17 protein-coding genes are annotated in these 17,567 nt (G+C 58.8%); 10 read left to right on the top strand and 7 right to left on the bottom strand.

The features are described 5' to 3' along the window. Nucleotides 1–7 precede the first annotated feature (7 nt). The 6 genes from FGO67_RS15120 to FGO67_RS15095 all read left to right on the top strand — a co-directional run bounded on the left by FGO67_RS15120 (nt 8) and on the right by FGO67_RS15095 (nt 7,011). Nucleotides 8–814 (top strand): enoyl-CoA hydratase-related protein, encoded by an 807-nt coding sequence (locus FGO67_RS15120; protein ID WP_203301513.1) that lies wholly within the window; start codon nt 8–10, stop codon nt 812–814. A 1-nt stretch (nt 815) separates the two neighbouring features. Beyond that, the gene (locus tag FGO67_RS15115) at nt 816–2,810 is read left to right on the top strand and encodes an acetyl/propionyl/methylcrotonyl-CoA carboxylase subunit alpha (RefSeq protein WP_203301512.1); all 1,995 of its coding nucleotides are present in this window, start codon (nt 816–818) and stop codon (nt 2,808–2,810) included. Then, a complete protein-coding gene (locus FGO67_RS15110; protein ID WP_203301511.1) occupies nt 2,810–3,715 on the top strand; it encodes a hydroxymethylglutaryl-CoA lyase in 906 nt (301 codons plus the stop codon). The genes FGO67_RS15115 and FGO67_RS15110 overlap by 1 nt, the downstream gene beginning before the upstream one ends. An 18-nt stretch (nt 3,716–3,733) precedes the next feature. Beyond that, nucleotides 3,734–4,312 carry a peroxidase-related enzyme gene (locus FGO67_RS15105; protein WP_203301510.1) on the top strand — a complete coding sequence of 193 codons (579 nt, stop codon included), beginning with the start codon at nt 3,734–3,736 and terminating at the stop codon, nt 4,310–4,312. A 53-nt stretch (nt 4,313–4,365) separates the two neighbouring features. Next, on the top strand, nt 4,366–6,054 hold the full coding sequence (locus tag FGO67_RS15100; RefSeq protein ID WP_203301509.1) for an AMP-binding protein: 1,689 nt from the start codon (nt 4,366–4,368) through the stop codon (nt 6,052–6,054). 168 nt (nt 6,055–6,222) lie between these two features. Continuing rightward, complete coding sequence (locus FGO67_RS15095; protein WP_203301508.1) at nt 6,223–7,011, top strand: substrate-binding periplasmic protein; 789 nt, start codon at nt 6,223–6,225, stop codon at nt 7,009–7,011. Here FGO67_RS15095 and FGO67_RS15090 read toward each other — a convergent pair. Continuing rightward, nucleotides 7,008–7,964, bottom strand: a complete 957-nt coding sequence (locus tag FGO67_RS15090) for an adenosine deaminase (RefSeq protein ID WP_203301507.1) — start codon at nt 7,962–7,964, stop codon at nt 7,008–7,010. The genes FGO67_RS15095 and FGO67_RS15090 overlap by 4 nt on opposite strands. A gap of 180 nt (nt 7,965–8,144) precedes the next feature. On the opposite strand from FGO67_RS15090, the gene FGO67_RS15085 reads away from it, so the two are divergent. The 4 genes from FGO67_RS15085 to FGO67_RS15070 all read left to right on the top strand — a co-directional run bounded on the left by FGO67_RS15085 (nt 8,145) and on the right by FGO67_RS15070 (nt 11,869). Then, nucleotides 8,145–8,771 carry a TetR/AcrR family transcriptional regulator gene (locus FGO67_RS15085; protein ID WP_203301506.1) on the top strand — a complete coding sequence of 209 codons (627 nt, stop codon included), beginning with the start codon at nt 8,145–8,147 and terminating at the stop codon, nt 8,769–8,771. Next, nucleotides 8,768–10,393 carry a phytoene desaturase family protein gene (locus FGO67_RS15080; protein ID WP_203301505.1) on the top strand — a complete coding sequence of 542 codons (1,626 nt, stop codon included), beginning with the start codon at nt 8,768–8,770 and terminating at the stop codon, nt 10,391–10,393. Before FGO67_RS15085 ends, FGO67_RS15080 begins: the two co-directional genes overlap by 4 nt. Before the next feature lie 201 nt (nt 10,394–10,594). Further along, nucleotides 10,595–11,044 carry a pseudoazurin gene (locus FGO67_RS15075; protein WP_203301504.1) on the top strand — a complete coding sequence of 150 codons (450 nt, stop codon included), beginning with the start codon at nt 10,595–10,597 and terminating at the stop codon, nt 11,042–11,044. Between the two features lie 93 nt (nt 11,045–11,137). Continuing rightward, nucleotides 11,138–11,869, top strand: a complete 732-nt coding sequence (locus tag FGO67_RS15070) for a 4'-phosphopantetheinyl transferase family protein (RefSeq protein ID WP_203301503.1) — start codon at nt 11,138–11,140, stop codon at nt 11,867–11,869. Here FGO67_RS15070 and FGO67_RS15065 read toward each other — a convergent pair. From FGO67_RS15065 to FGO67_RS15040, 6 genes are all read right to left on the bottom strand, one after another. Beyond that, nucleotides 11,866–12,861 (bottom strand): branched-chain amino acid ABC transporter permease, encoded by a 996-nt coding sequence (locus FGO67_RS15065; RefSeq protein WP_203301502.1) that lies wholly within the window; start codon nt 12,859–12,861, stop codon nt 11,866–11,868. The two genes, FGO67_RS15070 and FGO67_RS15065, sit on opposite strands and share 4 nt — an antisense overlap. A gap of 2 nt (nt 12,862–12,863) precedes the next feature. Next, entirely contained in the window at nt 12,864–13,751 is an 888-nt protein-coding gene (locus FGO67_RS15060) for a branched-chain amino acid ABC transporter permease (protein WP_203301501.1), read from the bottom strand. 104 nt (nt 13,752–13,855) lie between these two features. Then, nucleotides 13,856–15,067, bottom strand: a complete 1,212-nt coding sequence (locus FGO67_RS15055; protein ID WP_203301500.1) for an ABC transporter substrate-binding protein — start codon at nt 15,065–15,067, stop codon at nt 13,856–13,858. Between the two features lie 78 nt (nt 15,068–15,145). Continuing rightward, complete coding sequence (locus tag FGO67_RS15050) at nt 15,146–15,868, bottom strand: ABC transporter ATP-binding protein (protein ID WP_203301499.1); 723 nt, start codon at nt 15,866–15,868, stop codon at nt 15,146–15,148. After that, nucleotides 15,865–16,668, bottom strand: a complete 804-nt coding sequence (locus FGO67_RS15045; RefSeq protein ID WP_203301498.1) for an ABC transporter ATP-binding protein — start codon at nt 16,666–16,668, stop codon at nt 15,865–15,867. Before FGO67_RS15045 ends, FGO67_RS15050 begins: the two co-directional genes overlap by 4 nt. Nucleotides 16,669–16,739: 71 nt before the next feature. After that, a complete protein-coding gene (locus FGO67_RS15040) occupies nt 16,740–17,567 on the bottom strand; it encodes an alpha/beta fold hydrolase (protein WP_203301497.1) in 828 nt (275 codons plus the stop codon).

The following is a 17,567-nucleotide window of genomic DNA, read 5'->3' as shown; positions in this document are numbered from 1 at the left end:
ATCAGTCATGACAGAACAAGAAAATGCGGTTCTGATCAAACGCCGCGCACAGGGCGTCACCGATGTGGTGCTGAACCGCCCGGACAAACGCAACGCCTTTGACGACGTCATCATCCAGCAGCTGATCAACGCGCTGGACGAGGTCAACCAGGATCCAGACACCAAGGTTGTGGTGCTTCGCTCCGAAGGCAAGCACTTCTCCGCCGGTGCGGATCTTGGCTGGATGCGTCGCATGGCCGACAACACCCGTCAGGAAAACCTGGACGATTCCCGGGAACTGGCGCGGCTGATGAACGTGCTCAACCACCTGTCTAAGCCGGTTATCGGTCTGGTTCAGGGTGCAGCCTTTGGCGGTGCCGTGGGCCTGGCCGCCTGCTGCGACATCGTCATCGCCACCGAAAAAGCCAGCTTCTGCCTGAGCGAAGTGAAGCTGGGGCTGATACCTGCCGTGATCAGTCCTTATGTGGTGCGTGCCATCGGCGAACGCCAGGCCCGCCGGTACTTCATTTCAGCCGAAGTGTTCACCGCCCGAAAGGCAAAAGATTACGGCCTGGTGCACATCGTTTGTGACGACGTGGAAGCCATGGAAAGCCAATGCGACGCCATGGTTCAGCAACTGGCCCAGAACGGCCCGGAAGCCATGACGGCGGCCAAGGACCTGGTGTTCGCAGTCAGCAACAAACCGATCGACGACGATGTGATTGACGATACCGCCCATCGCATTGCCGATATCCGCGTGGGAGAAGAGGGACAGGAAGGGCTGAGTGCCTTCCTGAACAAGCGTCGCGCCAACTGGATTCCGGAGAACAATTGATATGTTCAGCAAAATTCTGATCGCCAACCGGGGCGAAATCGCCTGCCGGATCATACAGACGGCCCACGACATGGGAATCCGCTGCGTCGCGGTCTATTCCGACGCAGACGCCAACGCCCGCCACGTGGCCATGGCCGACGAAGCCTTCCACATTGGCCCGGCACCCAGCTCAGAGAGCTACCTGCGGTCTGAGAAGATCATTGAGATCGCCAAGGAAAGCGGCGCCCAGGCTATCCACCCGGGCTACGGCTTCCTGTCGGAAAACACCGGCTTTGCCGAAGCCTGTGAAGCCAACAATCTGGTCTTCATCGGCCCGCCCTCTTCCGCCATCGCGGCCATGGGTTCCAAGTCGGCCGCCAAGGCCATCATGGAAAAAGCCGGCGTACCGCTGGTACCGGGTTATCACGGCGACGACCAGTCCCCGGAAACCCTGCGCACCGAAGCAGAAAAGTGCGGCTTCCCACTGCTGCTGAAAGCCGTCGCCGGTGGCGGCGGTAAAGGCATGCGGGTAGTAGAACGCATGGAAGAGTTTGACGATGCCCTGGCCGCCGCCAAGCGTGAAGCCAAGAACGCCTTCGGCAACCCGGACATGCTGATCGAGCGCTACCTGACCCAGCCACGTCACGTGGAAATTCAGGTGTTCTGCGACCAGGACGGCAAAGGCGTGTACCTGGCCGAACGTGACTGTTCCGTGCAGCGTCGCCACCAGAAAGTTCTGGAAGAAGCCCCGGCCCCGGGCCTCAGCGAGGATACCCGCAAGGCCATGGGTGAAGCCGCCGTGCGCGCAGCCCAGGCCATCAATTACGTGGGCGCCGGTACCGTCGAGTTCCTGTACGACGTGGACGGCTCGTTCTTCTTCATGGAAATGAATACCCGCCTGCAGGTGGAGCATCCGGTTACCGAAATGGTCACCGGCCAGGATCTGGTGGAATGGCAGCTGAAAATCGCCTGGGGCGAGCCGCTGCCACTTCAGCAGTCCGAGGTGAAAACCCGCGGCCACGCGCTGGAGGCCCGAATCTACGCCGAAGACCCGGATCACGACTTCCTGCCCGCCACCGGTCACCTGCGTTACCTGAGCACCCCGGATGAAAACGCTCACGTGCGCGTCGACACCGGTGTCACCGAAGGCGACGACATCAGCATTCATTACGACCCCATGATCGCCAAACTGATCGTGTGGGACGAAACCCGGGACCAGGCCATCAACCGCATGGTCCAGGCGCTGGAGAATTACCGCATCGCCGGCGTGAAAACCAACATCCGGTTCCTGCACGCCCTGGCCGACGCCCAGCCGTTCCGGGAACAGGATCTGACCACCGGCTTTATTGATACCCATCGGGAGCTGCTGTTCCCGAAATCGAAGCTCGACACTCACAAAGCCCTGGTGCTGGCCGCCGGGTTTGTCCTGGAAGCGCGCAAGTCCAGCGAGCCGGCCTCCACCGACCCCTGGTCGCCGTTTGGCCGTCGCAACAGCTGGCGCCTGAACTCCGAATACGCCCAGCCACTGCAACTGCAGGTCGGTGAAGAGATCCACGATCTCAAGATTCTGGAACGGGACGATCGCTATCAGGTGTATGTGGGCGACAGCGTCTACAACCTGACCGCACGCCTGGACGACGACTTCCTCCAGGCGGTGGTAAACGGCCACCGGATCAGCATCCACGGCAACCTGCACAACGACCAGCTGGTGCTGTTCTACGAGGGCGATACCTTCCAGTGCAATGTCTACCGGGAAACCTACGGCTTTGAAGACATGGCCGGCGAAGGCAGCCTGGAAGCGCCGATGAACGGTGCCATTGTGGCGGTGCAGGCCAAGGTGGGCGACAAGGTAACTGCTGGCCAGACTCTGGTGATCATGGAAGCCATGAAAATGGAACATGCCATCAAGGCTCCGGCCGATGGTGTGGTGAGCGAGATTTTCTTTGCCGAAGGCGACCAGGTTGCCGAAGGCGCTGAACTGATCGCCATTGATGTGGTGGAAGAAGGAGCAGAGTAATGGCCTTTCCAACGCAGGTTCGGATGGTGGAAATGAGCCCGCGGGACGGGCTGCAGAACGAACCCGGCCCGGTCATCGCCACTCGCATCAAGACTGGTTTGATTGATCGGTTGGCCGACTGTGGCTTAACCCACATCGAGTCCGCCAGCTTTGTATCGCCCAAATGGGTGCCCCAGATGGGCGACGCTGACAAGGTCATGGCCGGCATCAAGCGCAAACCCGGTGTGCGCTACTCCGTGCTCACCCCCAACCTGCGTGGTTTCGAAAACGCGCTGGCAGCGGGTGTCGACGAAGTCGCCGTGTTCGGTGCCGCCTCCGAGTCGTTCAGTCAGAAGAATATCAACTGCTCCATCGCCGAAAGCCTGGAGCGCTTCCTGCCAGTGATGGAAGCGGCCAAGCAGCACAACATTCCGGTACGCGGTTATGTCTCCACCGTATTGGGTTGTCCGTACGAAGGCGACATCGCCCCCGAGCAGGTGGCCAAGGTTGCCAAAGCGCTGGCCAATATGGGCTGCTACGAGATTTCACTGGGCGACACCATTGGGGTGGGCACCCCCCAGAAAGCGAAACGCATGCTGGAGGCCGTGACCGCTCACGTTCCGGTGGAGAAACTGGCCGCCCACTTCCACGACACCTACGGCCAGGCCCTGGCCAACCTGTATGCGGTGCTGGAAGAAGGCGTGGCGGTGATCGATGCCTCGGTCGCCGGCCTCGGCGGCTGCCCTTACGCCAAGGGCGCCTCTGGCAACGTCGCCACCGAGGACGTGCTGTATCTGCTGCAAGGACTCGGCATTGAGACGGGTGTAGACCTGAACAAACTGGTCACCACCGGCAACTGGATCAGCGGCCAGCTTCGCCGCCACAACGGCTCCAAAGTGGGCCAGGCCCTCGGCGGCCAGTGCTAATACGACAAAGGATGTGACATGAACCAGAACAAGAACGTGGTAGCCCTGGATCTCCCGATCCCTGATGTTGCGGACATGCCTGAGGACACCCAGAAGTACTTCGAGATCTGCCAGGAAAAGCTCGGCATGATTCCGAACGTGCTGACCGCCTACAGCCAGAACCTCAAGCAGCTTGAAGGCTTCACCCGCCTGTACAACGAGCTGATGCTGGGCGAAGGCGAGCTCAGCAAGCTGGAACGGGAAATGATCGCGGTGGTGGTCTCGTCCGAGAACAAGTGCTTCTACTGCCTGGTGGCCCACGGGGCGGCCGTGCGCGTGCTCAGTGGCGATCCGATGCTGGGAGAGCACCTGGTGATGAACTATCGCAGTGCTCGCCTGGATAACCGCCAGCGGGCCATGCTGGATTTCGCCTCGCACCTGACCCGCTCCCCGGCAACGGTCACTGAAGAGCACACTCAGGCCCTGCGTGATGCCGGTTTCAGCGACCGCGCGATCTGGGACATCAGCAATCTGATCGGCTTCTACAACATGTCCAATCGCGTCGCCATTGCCAGCGATATGCAACCCAACACTGAATATCACAGCCAGAGTCGCTAGCAGGATCACCGCCCTGCTCGCCCTCGACTACAAAAACAACGGAGGCAGAGACAATGAGCAAGACTCTTCCAAGTTATACCAGTGGCACCTCTGAAACGCCGCTGCTGGGCATGACCATCGGCGAAATGCTGGACCGCACCGCCGAGAAGTACCCCGACACCGAAGCCCTGGTGTGCCTGCACCAGGACATCCGCTGGACCTACAAAGAGTTCGTCGGAAAAGTGAACGAAGCCGCCCGCGCCTTCATGGCCATTGGCGTAAAGCGTGGCGATCGGGTCGGCATCTGGTCCCCCAACCGTTACGAATGGACGGTTACCCAGTTTGCCACTGCCAAAGTCGGTGCCATCCTGGTGAACATCAACCCGGCCTACGGCATGCATGAGCTGGAGTACGCCATGAACCTGGCCGGCATCAGCGTGCTGGTCACCGCCGACCGCTTCAAGGCCTCCGATTACCGCAAGACCCTGTACGACCTGGCGCCCGAACTGAAAACCTGCCAGCCTGGCGAGACCAAGGCCCGTCGCCTGCAGGACCTACGCGCCGTAATCAATCTGGACACCGAAAAGCACGACGGCATGTGGACCTGGAACGAGTTCGTGCAGCTCTCCAGCAAGGTCAGCCAGGAGGAGCTGAACAAGGCTCAGGGTCAGCTGCAGTTCGACGACCCGATCAATATCCAGTTCACCTCCGGCACCACCGGCAACCCCAAGGGCGCTACCCTCACCCACCACAACATCCTGAACAACGGGTACTTTGTGGCCGAGAGCCAGCGCTTTACCGAGAAAGACCGACTGGTGATTCCAGTACCTCTGTACCACTGCTTTGGCATGGTCATGGGCAACCTGGGCTGCATTACCCACGGCTCCACCATGATTTACGCCGATGAAGGCTTCGAACCCAAGTCTGTGCTGAAGGCGGTGCACCAGGAGAAAGCCACGGCCCTCTACGGCGTGCCCACCATGTTCATTGCCGAGCTGGCCGATCCGGAGTTCGAGACCTACGACCTCTCAACCCTGCGCACTGGCATCATGGCGGGCTCCATCTGCCCAGCCGAGGTCATGAAAAAGGTCAACGGCCAGATGAACATGAAAGAGGTTCAGATTGCCTACGGCATGACCGAGACCAGCCCGGTCTCCACCCAGACCAGCTCCCTCGATCCATTCGAGAAGCAGGTCACCACCGTGGGCCGCACTCAGCCCCACCTGGAAACCAAGATTGTCGATCCGGGCACCGGCAACGTGGTGCCACGGGGCGAGATTGGCGAGTTGTGCACCCGGGGCTACAGCGTGATGCTGAAGTACTGGAACAACGACGAGAAAACCCAGGAAGCCATCGATAACGCCGGCTGGATGCACACAGGCGATCTGGCCACCATGGACGAAGACGGCTATATCCAGATCGTGGGCCGGATCAAAGACATGGTTATCCGCGGCGGTGAAAACATCTACCCGAAAGAGATCGAGGAATTCCTGTACACCCACCCATCCATTGAGGAAGTCCAGGTCACCGGCATTCCCGATGAAAAGTACGGTGAGGAACTGATCGCCTGGGTGAAACTGCGCCCGGAAGCTGATCCCGTGGACGCGGACGGCCTGATCGAGTTCTGCAAGGGCCAGATCGCCCACTTCAAGATCCCGAAGAACTACAAGTTCGTGGACGAGTTCCCGATGACGGTCACGGGCAAGATCCAGAAGTTCAAGATGCGGGAAATCTCCATCGAAGAGCTCGGACTGAAGAAGTGATAGCGCCTGCGCCGGTCCAGCACCGGCGCAGGTACTCTGTTGGCGTCGACGCCGCATTACCCTACCCAAAGTAAACCTGACCGTGATCAATGAACAGGTTACAGATACCGGGCTATTATAGAGTTATCAGGCCTGCCACCGCGGGTCGCCTGGATTATGGCACCTGCCATGTCAAAATTACTGTTTTGCCTGATTATGCTTTTCACCAGCACTCTTCTCCCAGCGGACGAGAGCAACAGCCGTGCTCCCCTGCATTTCTGCAACAGCCATTGGCCACCCTACAGTTACGGTGACGAGCGCGCCCAGCCCATTGGTGGCTATGCCATCGATTTCATGCGCGAGATTTCCAGGCGTATCGATCACCCTGTCCGCCTGAGTATTTTGCCCTGGCTACGCTGCCTCGCCATGAACAAGACCGGGGAACTGGACGGCATCATGCTACTCACTGCCAACAAAGATCGACGCCGCTTCCTGCACCTGACTGAGCCACTGCTGCACGACGCCAACCTGCTCTGGTACCTGAAGGACAACCAACACGTAGCCGACCGCACGTCCTTTGAGGAGCTCCAGGGACTGAAAATCGGCATCGTGAAGGGCTTCAACTATGGCGAGGCCTTTGCCGAGGCAACGAACAAACTGGGGCTCAATGTCGAAGCCGTGCCTACTGTCTACAGCAACTTCCTGCGGCTGGAGCGCGGCTGGATTGACGTCTTCCTGGTTAACCGGGTGGTGGCAGATTTCACTTTGTTGAGCCGCTCCGATCTCAAGGCTCGCCTCACCATAAGAAAAGGGCCGTTTGAGCCAGTGGGCTTTCGAGTCGGGCTATCCAAGGCGGGCAAGGCAGCGCCCCTGTTGGAGCAGTTCAATGCTGCCATTGCAGACATGACCCGGGAGGGCACGGTTACCAACATCCTTAAATACCCGCCCCTGGTACAACAGGTTAAGACCCCAGACTAGCTCGTCGGTACTAATGCTGCATCAAAGCCGTTACGTGCCAACCGCTGCGCCTGGTCATCTCTCATCCCCAGCTGTGCTCGCAGCGCTTCGAAGTTCTCTGTCATGTAGCCTCCGAAATAGGCCGGATCATCGGAATTGACCGTGACTTTCAGGCCATCTTCCAATAAATCCAGAATCGGATGCTGTTTCAGGCTGTCGTAGACCTTCAGGCGAATGTTGGACAACGGGCAGACCGTCAGCGGAATCTGATCCCGGCGCAAACGCTCGATGAGTGCCGGGTCTTCCGTTGCCCGTACCCCATGGTCCACCCGCACGACACCGAGTTCGTCGAGCGCTTCCCAAATATAACTGGGCGGCCCTTCCTCACCGGCGTGGGCCACGGGTAGCAGCCCCATGTCACGACCGCGTGCAAACACATGCTTGAACTTGGACGGGGGATGCCCTTGTTCGCTGCTATCGAGACCTATGCCAACAAAGTGCTCCCGAAACGGCAGTGCCGCATCCAGGGTGCCTTGCGCTGCGTCTTCGCTGAGATGGCGCAGGAAACACAGGATCAGGCCGTAACTTAGCCCCCACTCAGCCTTGGCTTCTTTCAGGGCACGGGTGATGCCGCCAATCACCGTCGCCATCTCAACGCCTCTGTCAGTATGGGTCTGGGGATCGAAGAAGGGCTCGACATGGGTCACGTTCTGAGCCCGGCAGCGGTCCAGGTAAGCGCGGGTCAGATCATAAAAATCCTCTTCCCGCAAAAGGACTTGGGCGCCCCGGTAGTAAAGATCGAGAAAGTCCTGAAGATTGTTGAAGTCATACGCAGCCCGCAAACTTTCCACGTTAGCGTAGGGCAGCTCGATCCGGTTGCGCTGCGCCAACCGGAACATCAGTTCCGGCTCCAGACTGCCTTCGAGATGAATGTGCAGCTCTGCCTTTGCAAGCGAGTTCAGGTCGAGGGGCATGTGGGTATCACTCCTTTCATTAGCGACGAGTTCCTTTCTAAGCTAACACAATCTCCTTGGGTCTCTGCACCGCTAACAACCCGTATTGAACGTGGCAGGAATTCATTGACACCGGCTGATCCGATGTGATGTTATCACCGTTAACAATGTTACCACCGTTAACTTAATCACCGGACACCCATGACACGAACCGCTTCCTACCACCACGGTGATCTAAGGCAAGAGGCCCATCAGCTTGCGCTGGATACGATCCGTGACCAGGGCGACACTGCCATCAGCCTACGAGCCTTGGCCAAGCAGCTCGGCGTAAGCGCCCCAGCCTTGTACCGGCATTTTGCTGATCGGGAGAGCCTGCTTGCAGCGCTCGCCGTCTCTGGCTTCGAGGAACTCAGAGAACGACTGTTGGCGGTGGATCAACGGGTGCCCCGCCGGGCGCTGATCGATATTGGCCTGGTCTATGTGGGCTTCGCACAAGATGAGCCCAACCTTTACCGCCTGATGTTCGGTGGTCGAGTCCTACCGAAGGGTGTCCACCCCAAACTTGATGAAGCTGGTCACGGCGCCTTCAAAGTGCTCGAAAACACCATTGCCCGTGCCCAGCAGGTCGGTTACCTGAAACCCATGCCCGTGGCACTGATGACGGCCGCCGCCTGGTCTCTGGTACACGGTCTGGCGCAGCTCAGTATTGACGGACACCTGCCTGGCGCCAAGGCGGAACCACTCATGGCGGAAGGAGTTCTCAGCCTCCTGTTGGATGGTTCCCTGTCAGACTCCGAATCAACCTCACATAAGGAAATAGAGCAATGAGCAGCCCCAAACCCAGTACCATCCGCGTCGGCCGACGTTATCGCGCCAACCGCCTGAACGGCCCCTACGACGCCATTGTCATCGGCTCCGGTATTGGCGGCCTGACCACCGCTGCCTGCATGAGCAAGCTGGGGAAGAAGGTGGTGGTGTTCGAACAGCATTACACCGCCGGCGGTTTCACCCACAGCTACGACCGCAATGGCTACGAATGGGACGTGGGTGTGCACTACATTGGCGACATGGGTGCCGACCACACCCTGAGCAAGCGGCTGTTCGATCACATTACCGATGGTGAACTGAAATGGGCGCCGCTGGATGACCGCTACGACCGCATTTTCCTGGGTGACCGACACGTAGATCTTGTGGCGGGCCCGAAAGCGTTCAAAGCCGAACTCAAGCAGGCCTTCCCCGGCGAAGAAAAAGCCATCGATACCTATTTGAAGTACCTGCGCCAGGTTGCCAAGGCCATGCCGGGCCTGGTGGCTGGCAAGGTACTGCCGGATCTGGCCGCCGGCCCGCTGCGTAAGATCGTCAGCCGCGCCGCGCCGGATTTTCTGAACAAACCTACCCGGGAAGTTTTGGAAAGCCTGACCAGCAATCAGGAACTGATTGCGGTACTGGCCGGCCAATGGGGCGACAACGGCCTGCCACCGGCGGAATCCAGCTTCATCATCCACGCGCTGATTGCCCGGCATTATCTGTACGGCGGTTACTACCCCATCGGTGGTGCTTCCGAGATGGCCAAGACCATCATTCCGGTGGTGCAGCAAAGTGGCGGGGAGGTGTTCACCTACGCCGACGTGAAAGAGATTCTGATCGAGAAAGGTAAGGCCGTGGGCGTGCGCATGGCCGATGGCGAGGAAGTGCGGGCACCGCTGGTGATCAGCAACGCTGGCGTATTCAACACCTTTGGTACCCTGCTGCCGGACTCAGCCCCGGAGAAGGATTTCTACCAGCAGAAACTGCAGACCGTAGAACGCTCCATGGCCAGCAACTGCTTGTACATCGGCCTGCAGGACACCGCCGAGAACCTGGGGCTGCCGAAAACCAACTACTGGATCTACCCCGGCCCCAACTACGAAAAGAACCTTGAAGAGTTCATGGCCGCGCCGGACAAAGCCGACATCCCGCTGACCTACATCTCCTTCCCGTCCGCCAAGGACCCAAGCTTTGCGGATCGCTACCCTGGCCGCGCCACCATCGAAATCGTGGCTCCCGGCCCCTATGAGTGGTACGCCGAGTGGGCGGACAAAACCTGGGGCAAACGGGGTGAGGATTACGAGGCAGAGAAAGAAGCCTACGCCCAGCGCTTGCTGGCCAAGCTGTACGAGAAGTTTCCGCACCTGGAAGGCAAGGTGGATTACTACGAGCTGTCCACGCCGCTCTCCACCGATTACTTCTGCCGTTACAGCAAAGGCGAGATCTATGGCCTGAACCACACCCCGGACCGCTTCGAGCAGGACTGGCTCAAACCCAAGACCCGAATCCCGGGCCTGTACCTGACCGGCCAGGACGTGATGACCTGCGGCGTGGTAGGCGCCATGATCGGTGGCCTGCTGACGACCATTGCCGTCAGTGGCCTGAAAGGTCTGCCCCTGGCCAAGAAGATGTTCGTCGGTTAAGAGGGTGTTGGTCGATTTAAAGGTGCTCTCAGTGCACCCCCACACCTCATAGATTCAGCGCGGCAGACCCGATCCACTGGGGTCGGGACTGCCCCTTTCCCATAAGCACATCCCCTTAATCGGATTCCAATCCCCGCACGCAATCCTCCCGTACAATCCAGTGATTGAGATAACCAACTAACCTTGCAAACGAGGTGTACTATGCGATTGAAGCTCAAACAAGCACTGGCTGCACTGGCGATTACTGCTTTCTCCAGCGGCGTATTCGCAGCAGAGCACGTTGTCGAAATGAAGAACGCAGGCGCTGATGGCGCGATGGTCTTCGAGCCAGGCTTCGTAAAAGCCGAGCCGGGTGACACAGTGAAGTTTGTACTGGTCGGCCAGGCGCACAATTCCGCCACCGTAGCAGTACCGGAAGGCGCCAGCGGCTGGCAGGGTGGTATCAATGAAGAGATCACCGTGACCCTGGACGAGGAAGGCGTGTACGTCTACAAGTGCACCCCGCACGCTGCGCTGAACATGGCAGGTGTCATCCAGGTAGGTGAAGCCACCAACTACGACAGCGCCAAGGCTGCCGTGGCTGAGCTGACCGCCGCTGCGGCCACCAACAAAGATCGTCTCGAGAAGTACTTCGCGAACGTTACTCAGTAATCGCAACGTGAACGAAGCAAGGCCGCACCTCCGGGTGCGGCTTTTTTTTGGATCAGCTATGCTGATGGCGTTATTTGCTCGAGCCTTATCTAGATGTCCTTCAAAGCCACCTTACCTGCTTTTTGCACCGAACGGGACGACCGCCTGCCCTGGCCGCGTCCACTGCCACACCTCCCTCTGGTCGCGGTGGACTTCAATTCAGACGGGCTTCAGGATCAGGACTTCGAACACTGTGGCATTGCGATGCCCTCCAACCTTCATCGTGCAGTCGCCAAGCGCAAAGCCGAATACCTGGCCGGGCGTTTGTGTGCCCGCGAAGCGCTTCGGAAGGCAATCGGGGTTGGCGCTGTGCCGGGTACAGGTGAAGATCGAGCGCCGCAGTGGCCGGTTGGTAGCGTGGGCTCAATTACCCACAGTCATGGCAAGGCGGCGGCCATTGTAGGAGCCGCGCCCCACTACGCCAGTGTGGGCCTGGATATGGAACACGTGATGCCGGATGAGAGGGCCCTGAAGCTGGCCGATCAGATTCTGACCACGGCCGAGCAGGACCGCTTTGCGACCACTTTGACGGATACACCCGGGGAATTTCTTACGCTTGCGTTTTCTCTGAAGGAAACGCTGTTCAAGGCGCTCTATCCGCTAACCCTGAAACGTTTCTACTTTGAACACGCTGAACTGCTTGGGTGGCAGGCCGATGGCACCGCGCGGCTGCGCCTGCTCACCGACCTGTCGGAGCACTGGTGCCGCGACCGGGAGCTGGACGCCCAGTTCGTAAACCGGGACGGCCAGATCCTCAGCCTTATCGCTATCTCAAGAGAGACTTAACCCAGATTCTTTTTGAAGAACTTCTGGAGCTCACCAACGAAGCCGCTGCGGAACGCCAGTACGACCAGAATGAAGATACCACCGAGGATCGGGTCCACCCAGTCGCGCAAGGCGCCCTGAGACAGGTGATACTCAACGTTCACCACGAAGGTGGCACCAACCACGGGACCAAGCAAGGTACCCATGCCGCCAACCAGAGTCATAAGGATGACCTCACCCGACATGTGCCAGTGGGCATCGTTCAGTGACGCCAGCTGGAACACCACCGACTTCATCGACCCGGCCAAACCAGCCAGCGCAGCGGAAATCACGAACGCCAGTACCTTGTAGCGGTTTACGTTGTAACCCAGCGAAACTGCCCGGGGCTCGTTCTGTTTGATGGACTTGAGTACCTGCCCGTACGGGCTGGAGACAATACGCTGAACCAGCAGGTAGCACCCCAGGAACACCGCCAACACGAAGTAATACATGTTGAAGTTGTTGCTGAGATCGATCATTCCCAGCAGGTGGCCACGGGGAATCCCGTGCATGCCGTCCTCACCGCCGGTGAACTCCGACTGGACGAAGAAGAAGAACACCAACTGTGCCAAAGCCAGGGTCACCATGGCGAAATAGATCCCCTGCCGCCGAATCGACAGCAGCGCAAAGGCAAGGCCCAGCAGGGTTGCCACGCCGGTGCCCGCCATAATGCCCAGCTCCGTGCTCAACCAGGATAAGTTGGTGAGCAGGTAACCGGTGGTGTAGCCACCCGTTGCCAGGAACGCGGCATGGCCGAATGACAGCAGGCCGGTGAAGCCGAACAGCAGGTTAAAGGCCACCGCGAACAGCGCGAAACACAGGATCTTCATCAGGAAGACCGGGTACAGCACAAACGGGGCTGCTACCAAAAGCAGGACCAGCACAGCGTTGAGCAGCATCTTCTTGCGGCCATCGGCTTTCTGCTGTTCCAGGATGGCTTGATGAATCGCCGTCGAATCGAATGACTGGCTCATGATTACGCCTCCTTACCAAACAGACCCGCAGGCCGGAACATCAGAACTACCACCATGACCAGGAAGATCACTGCGGACGAGGCAGGCGGGTAGAAGGTTTTGGTGAGGCCCTCCACAACGCCCATCAGGATGCCGGTGATAATCGCACCACCAATGGACCCCATGCCGCCAATCACCACCACGGCGAACACGGTAATGAGAATGTGCGACCCCATCACCGGTGTCACCGAGTAGATGGGCGCCGCCAGCACACCGGCGAACGCCGCCAATGCTACACCAAAGCCATAAGTCAGGCTTATCAGCAGCGGCACGTTGATACCGAAGCCCTGCATCAGCTGGGCATCTTCGGTACCGGCACGCAGGTAGGCACCGAGCTTGGTTTTCTCGATCATGAACCAGGTACCGAAGCACACCACCAGGGCGATGCCGATAACCCAGGCCCGATAGTACGGGAGGAACATAAACCCGAGGTTGATTCCGCCCTTGAACAGATCCGGCATAGAGTAACGCATGCCGGACACGCCATAGATATTGGTCAGTACACCCTGCATCAAGAGGGCAATTCCGAAGGTCAGCAACAGGCTGTAGATGTGGTCCTGGCCGGCAATGCGGCGAAGCAGGAAGTACTCGATCAAAACCCCGACCGCGCCCACCAGCAGCGGTGCCATAAACAGGGCGACCCAGTAGTTGACACCCATTACGTCGAACATAATGACGGTGACCATTGCACCGAGCATGTACATTGCCCCGTGGGCAAAGTTGATGATCTTGAGCAGGCCGAATATGACGGCAAGCCCGAGACTCAACAGTGCGTAGAACGCACCGTTAATGACCCCGATCAGAAGCTGACCAGACAGCACAGCAAGGGGGACACCGAAAATCATGGACATGTTGCTAACTCCAGAAGCTGCGCAGACGGACGCACCAAGGCGACCGCTGCGGATTCCGGGGACGCTCCGGCTCAATTCGCCGGAGGGTCCCCTGGGTTACGCTCTTACTTATTAACCAGAGGGCACTTGCTCTCGGAGAGCGGACGGTAAGCTTCTTCAGCCGGGATGGTGCGCAGGATCTTGTACAGGTCCCACTCGTTCTTGGACTCGGCCGGAGTTTTTACTTCCGCCAGGTACATGTCGTGCACCATGCGGCCGTCTTCACGAATCACACCGTTCTTGGTGAACATGTCGTTGATCGGCGTGTTCATCATCTGCTTGCGAACCGTTTGGGCATCGTCAGAGCCAGTGGCTTCAACGGCCTTCAGGTACTGCATGGTGCTGGAGTAAACACCGGCATGAATCATGGTCGGGCGGGCACCGGTTTCTTCCATGAAGCGGTCAGACCAGGCACGGGTCTCGTCGTTCATGTCCCAGTACCAGCCAGTGGTCAGCTGGATACCCTGGGCGGCTTCAACACCCAGTGCTTTCACGTCGTTCAGGAACAGCAGCAACGCGGCAAGGGTCTGGCCAGACTGGGTCAGGCCGAACTCACTGGCGGTGTTGATGGCGTTGGTGGTGTCGGCACCGGCGTTCGCCAGGGCAACAACGTCTGCACCTGAGGCCTGGGCCTGCAGGATGAACGATGAGAAATCAGGCGTTGGGAACGGGTGACGCAGGGTTCCGATGATTTCACCGCCGTTGGCCTCAACCACACGGGTAACGTCGCCTTCCAGCGCGTGGCCGAAGGCATAGTCGGCGGTCAGGATGAACCAGGTTTTACCACCCTCTTTCACCACGGCACTGGCGGTACCGTTGGCCAGCGGGTAGGTGTCGTACACATAGTGAATGTGGTTCGGGGTGCAGTGCTCGTTGGTGATGCTGGAGGCGGCAGAACCGGAAACGATACCCAGGCGGTCGTTCTCTTCCAGAATGTCACTGACCGCGATGGACACGGAGGAAGCGACCAGGCCAGCAACCAGATCCACGTTTTCGTTCTCAACCCAGCGACGCACGGTGCTGGAGGCAACATCGGCACTGTTACGGTCGTCGGCGCTGACCACTTCAATCTTGGCGCCATTCACTTCACCGCCAAAATCGGCGATGGCCATTTCCATGGCTTTCAGGCCATTCGGGCCGGCCAGGTCACGATAGGTACCAGACATGTCAGCCAGGTAGCCGATCTTTACGGTGTCGTTGGAAATTGCAGCCTGGGCACCAGTGGCCATCATGGCTGAGGCAACGGCTGAGGTCAGAAGCTTTTTCATCATTGTCATTGTTGTATCTCCGCTACTGTGTTGCGTTGTTTCAGGTTTATTTTTGCTTTTTAACGCTCGTTCTTTCCTGTTCCTGGGTCATACCCCCAGATAACCATCCAGCACCGACTGCTTGGCACTCAGTTCATTGGCACTGATTTCTTCCACTATCTGCCCGTGCTCAACGACATAATGCCGGTCAGCCAGGGTCGCTGCGAAGTGGAAATTCTGCTCCACGAGTACAATCGTCAGGCCCTTTTCCTTGAGCTTGGTAAGGACATGGCCGAGTTTCTCAACGATGACCGGAGCCAGACCCTCGGTGATCTCATCCAGCAACAGCATATTGGCGCCGGTGCGCAGGATGCGGGCCAGGGCCAGCATCTGCTGCTCACCACCAGACAGCTTGGTGCCCTGGCTGAAGCGACGCTCGTACAAGTTGGGGAACATGGTGTAGATTTCTTCCAGGCTCATACCTCCACTGCGCACCACGGGCGGCAGGGTGAGGTTTTCCTGGACACTGAGGGCCGAAAAAATGCCCCGATGTTCGGGGCAGTAGCCGACACCTAACCGCGCAATATGGTGCGGGGCGCAAGACATCGTCTCCTCCCCGTTGATCATGATGGAACCAGTGCGGCGGCCCACCATGTTCATGATCGATTTCAAGGTAGTACTGCGGCCCGCGCCGTTTCGGCCGAGCAGCGTAACCAGCTCACCCCGGTTAACCACCAGATCAATGCCGTGGAGGATGTGGGATTCACCGTAAAAAGAGTGCAGACCGGAGACCCGCAACTGTTCGTATTCTTTCTGCTGGGTCTGGCTCATTCTGCCGCCTCCGCTGCACTGGCTTCAGACGATGAGCCACGCTCACCACTGGAATCTGTCCCCATATAGACTTCCCGAACCCGTGGGTCGGCGGAAACCGTGTCGTAGTCGCCCTCGGTGAGCACCGCGCCCTGGGCCAGCACAGTAATCCGGTCACACAGCTTGCTGACCACGCTCAGGTTGTGTTCCACCATCAGTACGGTACGGCCCTTGGCCGCCTTGCGTACCAACTCCACTACCCGGTCAACATCTTCGGCGCCCATACCCTGGGTGGGCTCGTCCAGCAACAACAGCTCCGGCTCCATGGCCAGTGTGGTGGCCAGTTCCAGAGCCCGCTTACGGCCGTAGGCCAGCTCAACGGTCGTGGTGTTGGCGTATTCCGCCAGACCAACCTCTTCCAGCAATTCCATGCAACGCGCATTCAGCCGGTTCAGGCTGGCTCCGGATTTCCAGAAGCTGTAGGAATTGCCTTCAAAGCTCTGCAGAGCCACCCGGATGTTCTCCAGGGCGGTCATGTGCGGGAAAACCGCCGAGATCTGGAACGAACGCACCACGCCCTTGCGGGCAATGGGCGCGGATTTCAGGGCGGTGATGTCGTTGCCGTTAAACAGGATCTGGCCGCGGGTGGGGATTAGAAACTTGGTAAGAAGATTGAAGACGGTGGTCTTGCCGGCGCCATTCGGACCGATAAGGGCATGGATGTGGCCTTTCTGAATCTTCAGATTCACGTCGTCGACCGCAACAAAGCCCTTGAACTCTTTGACAAGGTTGCGGGTCTCCAGAACGTACTGTTCACTCATGAGCCAGTCTACCTTTGTTATTGTTGTACATTTGAACTAGTTGACAGAGTAGATTGACGTATACGTAAACGTCAATAGCTATTTCGGCTTTTCGGAGGTTTTGTACCTAGCAAAAAGTCGCAGACCGCCTCGAGAAGCTGGTCTGGTTTTTCGAGGTGCGGAGAGTGCCCCGTGTCTGGCAAAAAGAGAGGCTGCGCAGACGCACCAATGCCTTCGACGATATCGGTGACCTGCTCAGGCACCCCATACTCATCGCTTTCCCCTTGAATGATCATAGACGGACATTGGATGCCCGCCAGCCAATCAGTGAAATCCAGCGAAGCGTCAAAGCCTTCATCCAGCCACACCGTATGCCAGGCCCGGAACAAATCGTCCGTCCTTGCACCATGGTAACGCTGGAGTTTCTCGCGCAGATCGGTGGTCTGATAGCGATCCATCATCTCGGTGATGCCATCAATCGTTAGCTGGTCCGCGTAAGTGTGTGCCGCCATGGTAATCAGGGCGTGGGCACGCTCGCCCAGCGCACCGGCCGCAATCAGGGCTATGGAGCCGCCGTCGCTGTGGCCGATCAGCACCACCTTGTCCAGGCCCAGCTCACCCAGCAGGCGCGGCAGTATCACCGCCCCTTCCCGCTCCTGATAATCGTAGGGCCGTGGCAATTCCTCATCGGAGGAGCTGCCATAGCCCAGGCGGTTATAAATGACGGCGTCGTAGCCCGTGGCCTTGGCCAGGCGTTCAGGAAACTTGCGCCAGAGGGCGATGCTACCCAAGGACTCGTGCAGGAATACCAGCGTGGGCCGCGGGGACTGGAGCGGCGAACCGGGGTCCGGATGAGTGATGCGACGCACTTCCACATGGATGCCGTCACCCAGAGATACTATAGAGTCTCGGATCTGCAT

Source organism: Marinobacter sediminum (assembly GCF_016820575.1).
Taxonomy (GTDB): Bacteria; Pseudomonadota; Gammaproteobacteria; order Pseudomonadales; family Oleiphilaceae; genus Marinobacter; species Marinobacter sediminum.
The sequence above is the reverse complement of the archived record's forward strand: the minus strand, read 5'-3'. Positions and strand labels throughout refer to the sequence as shown.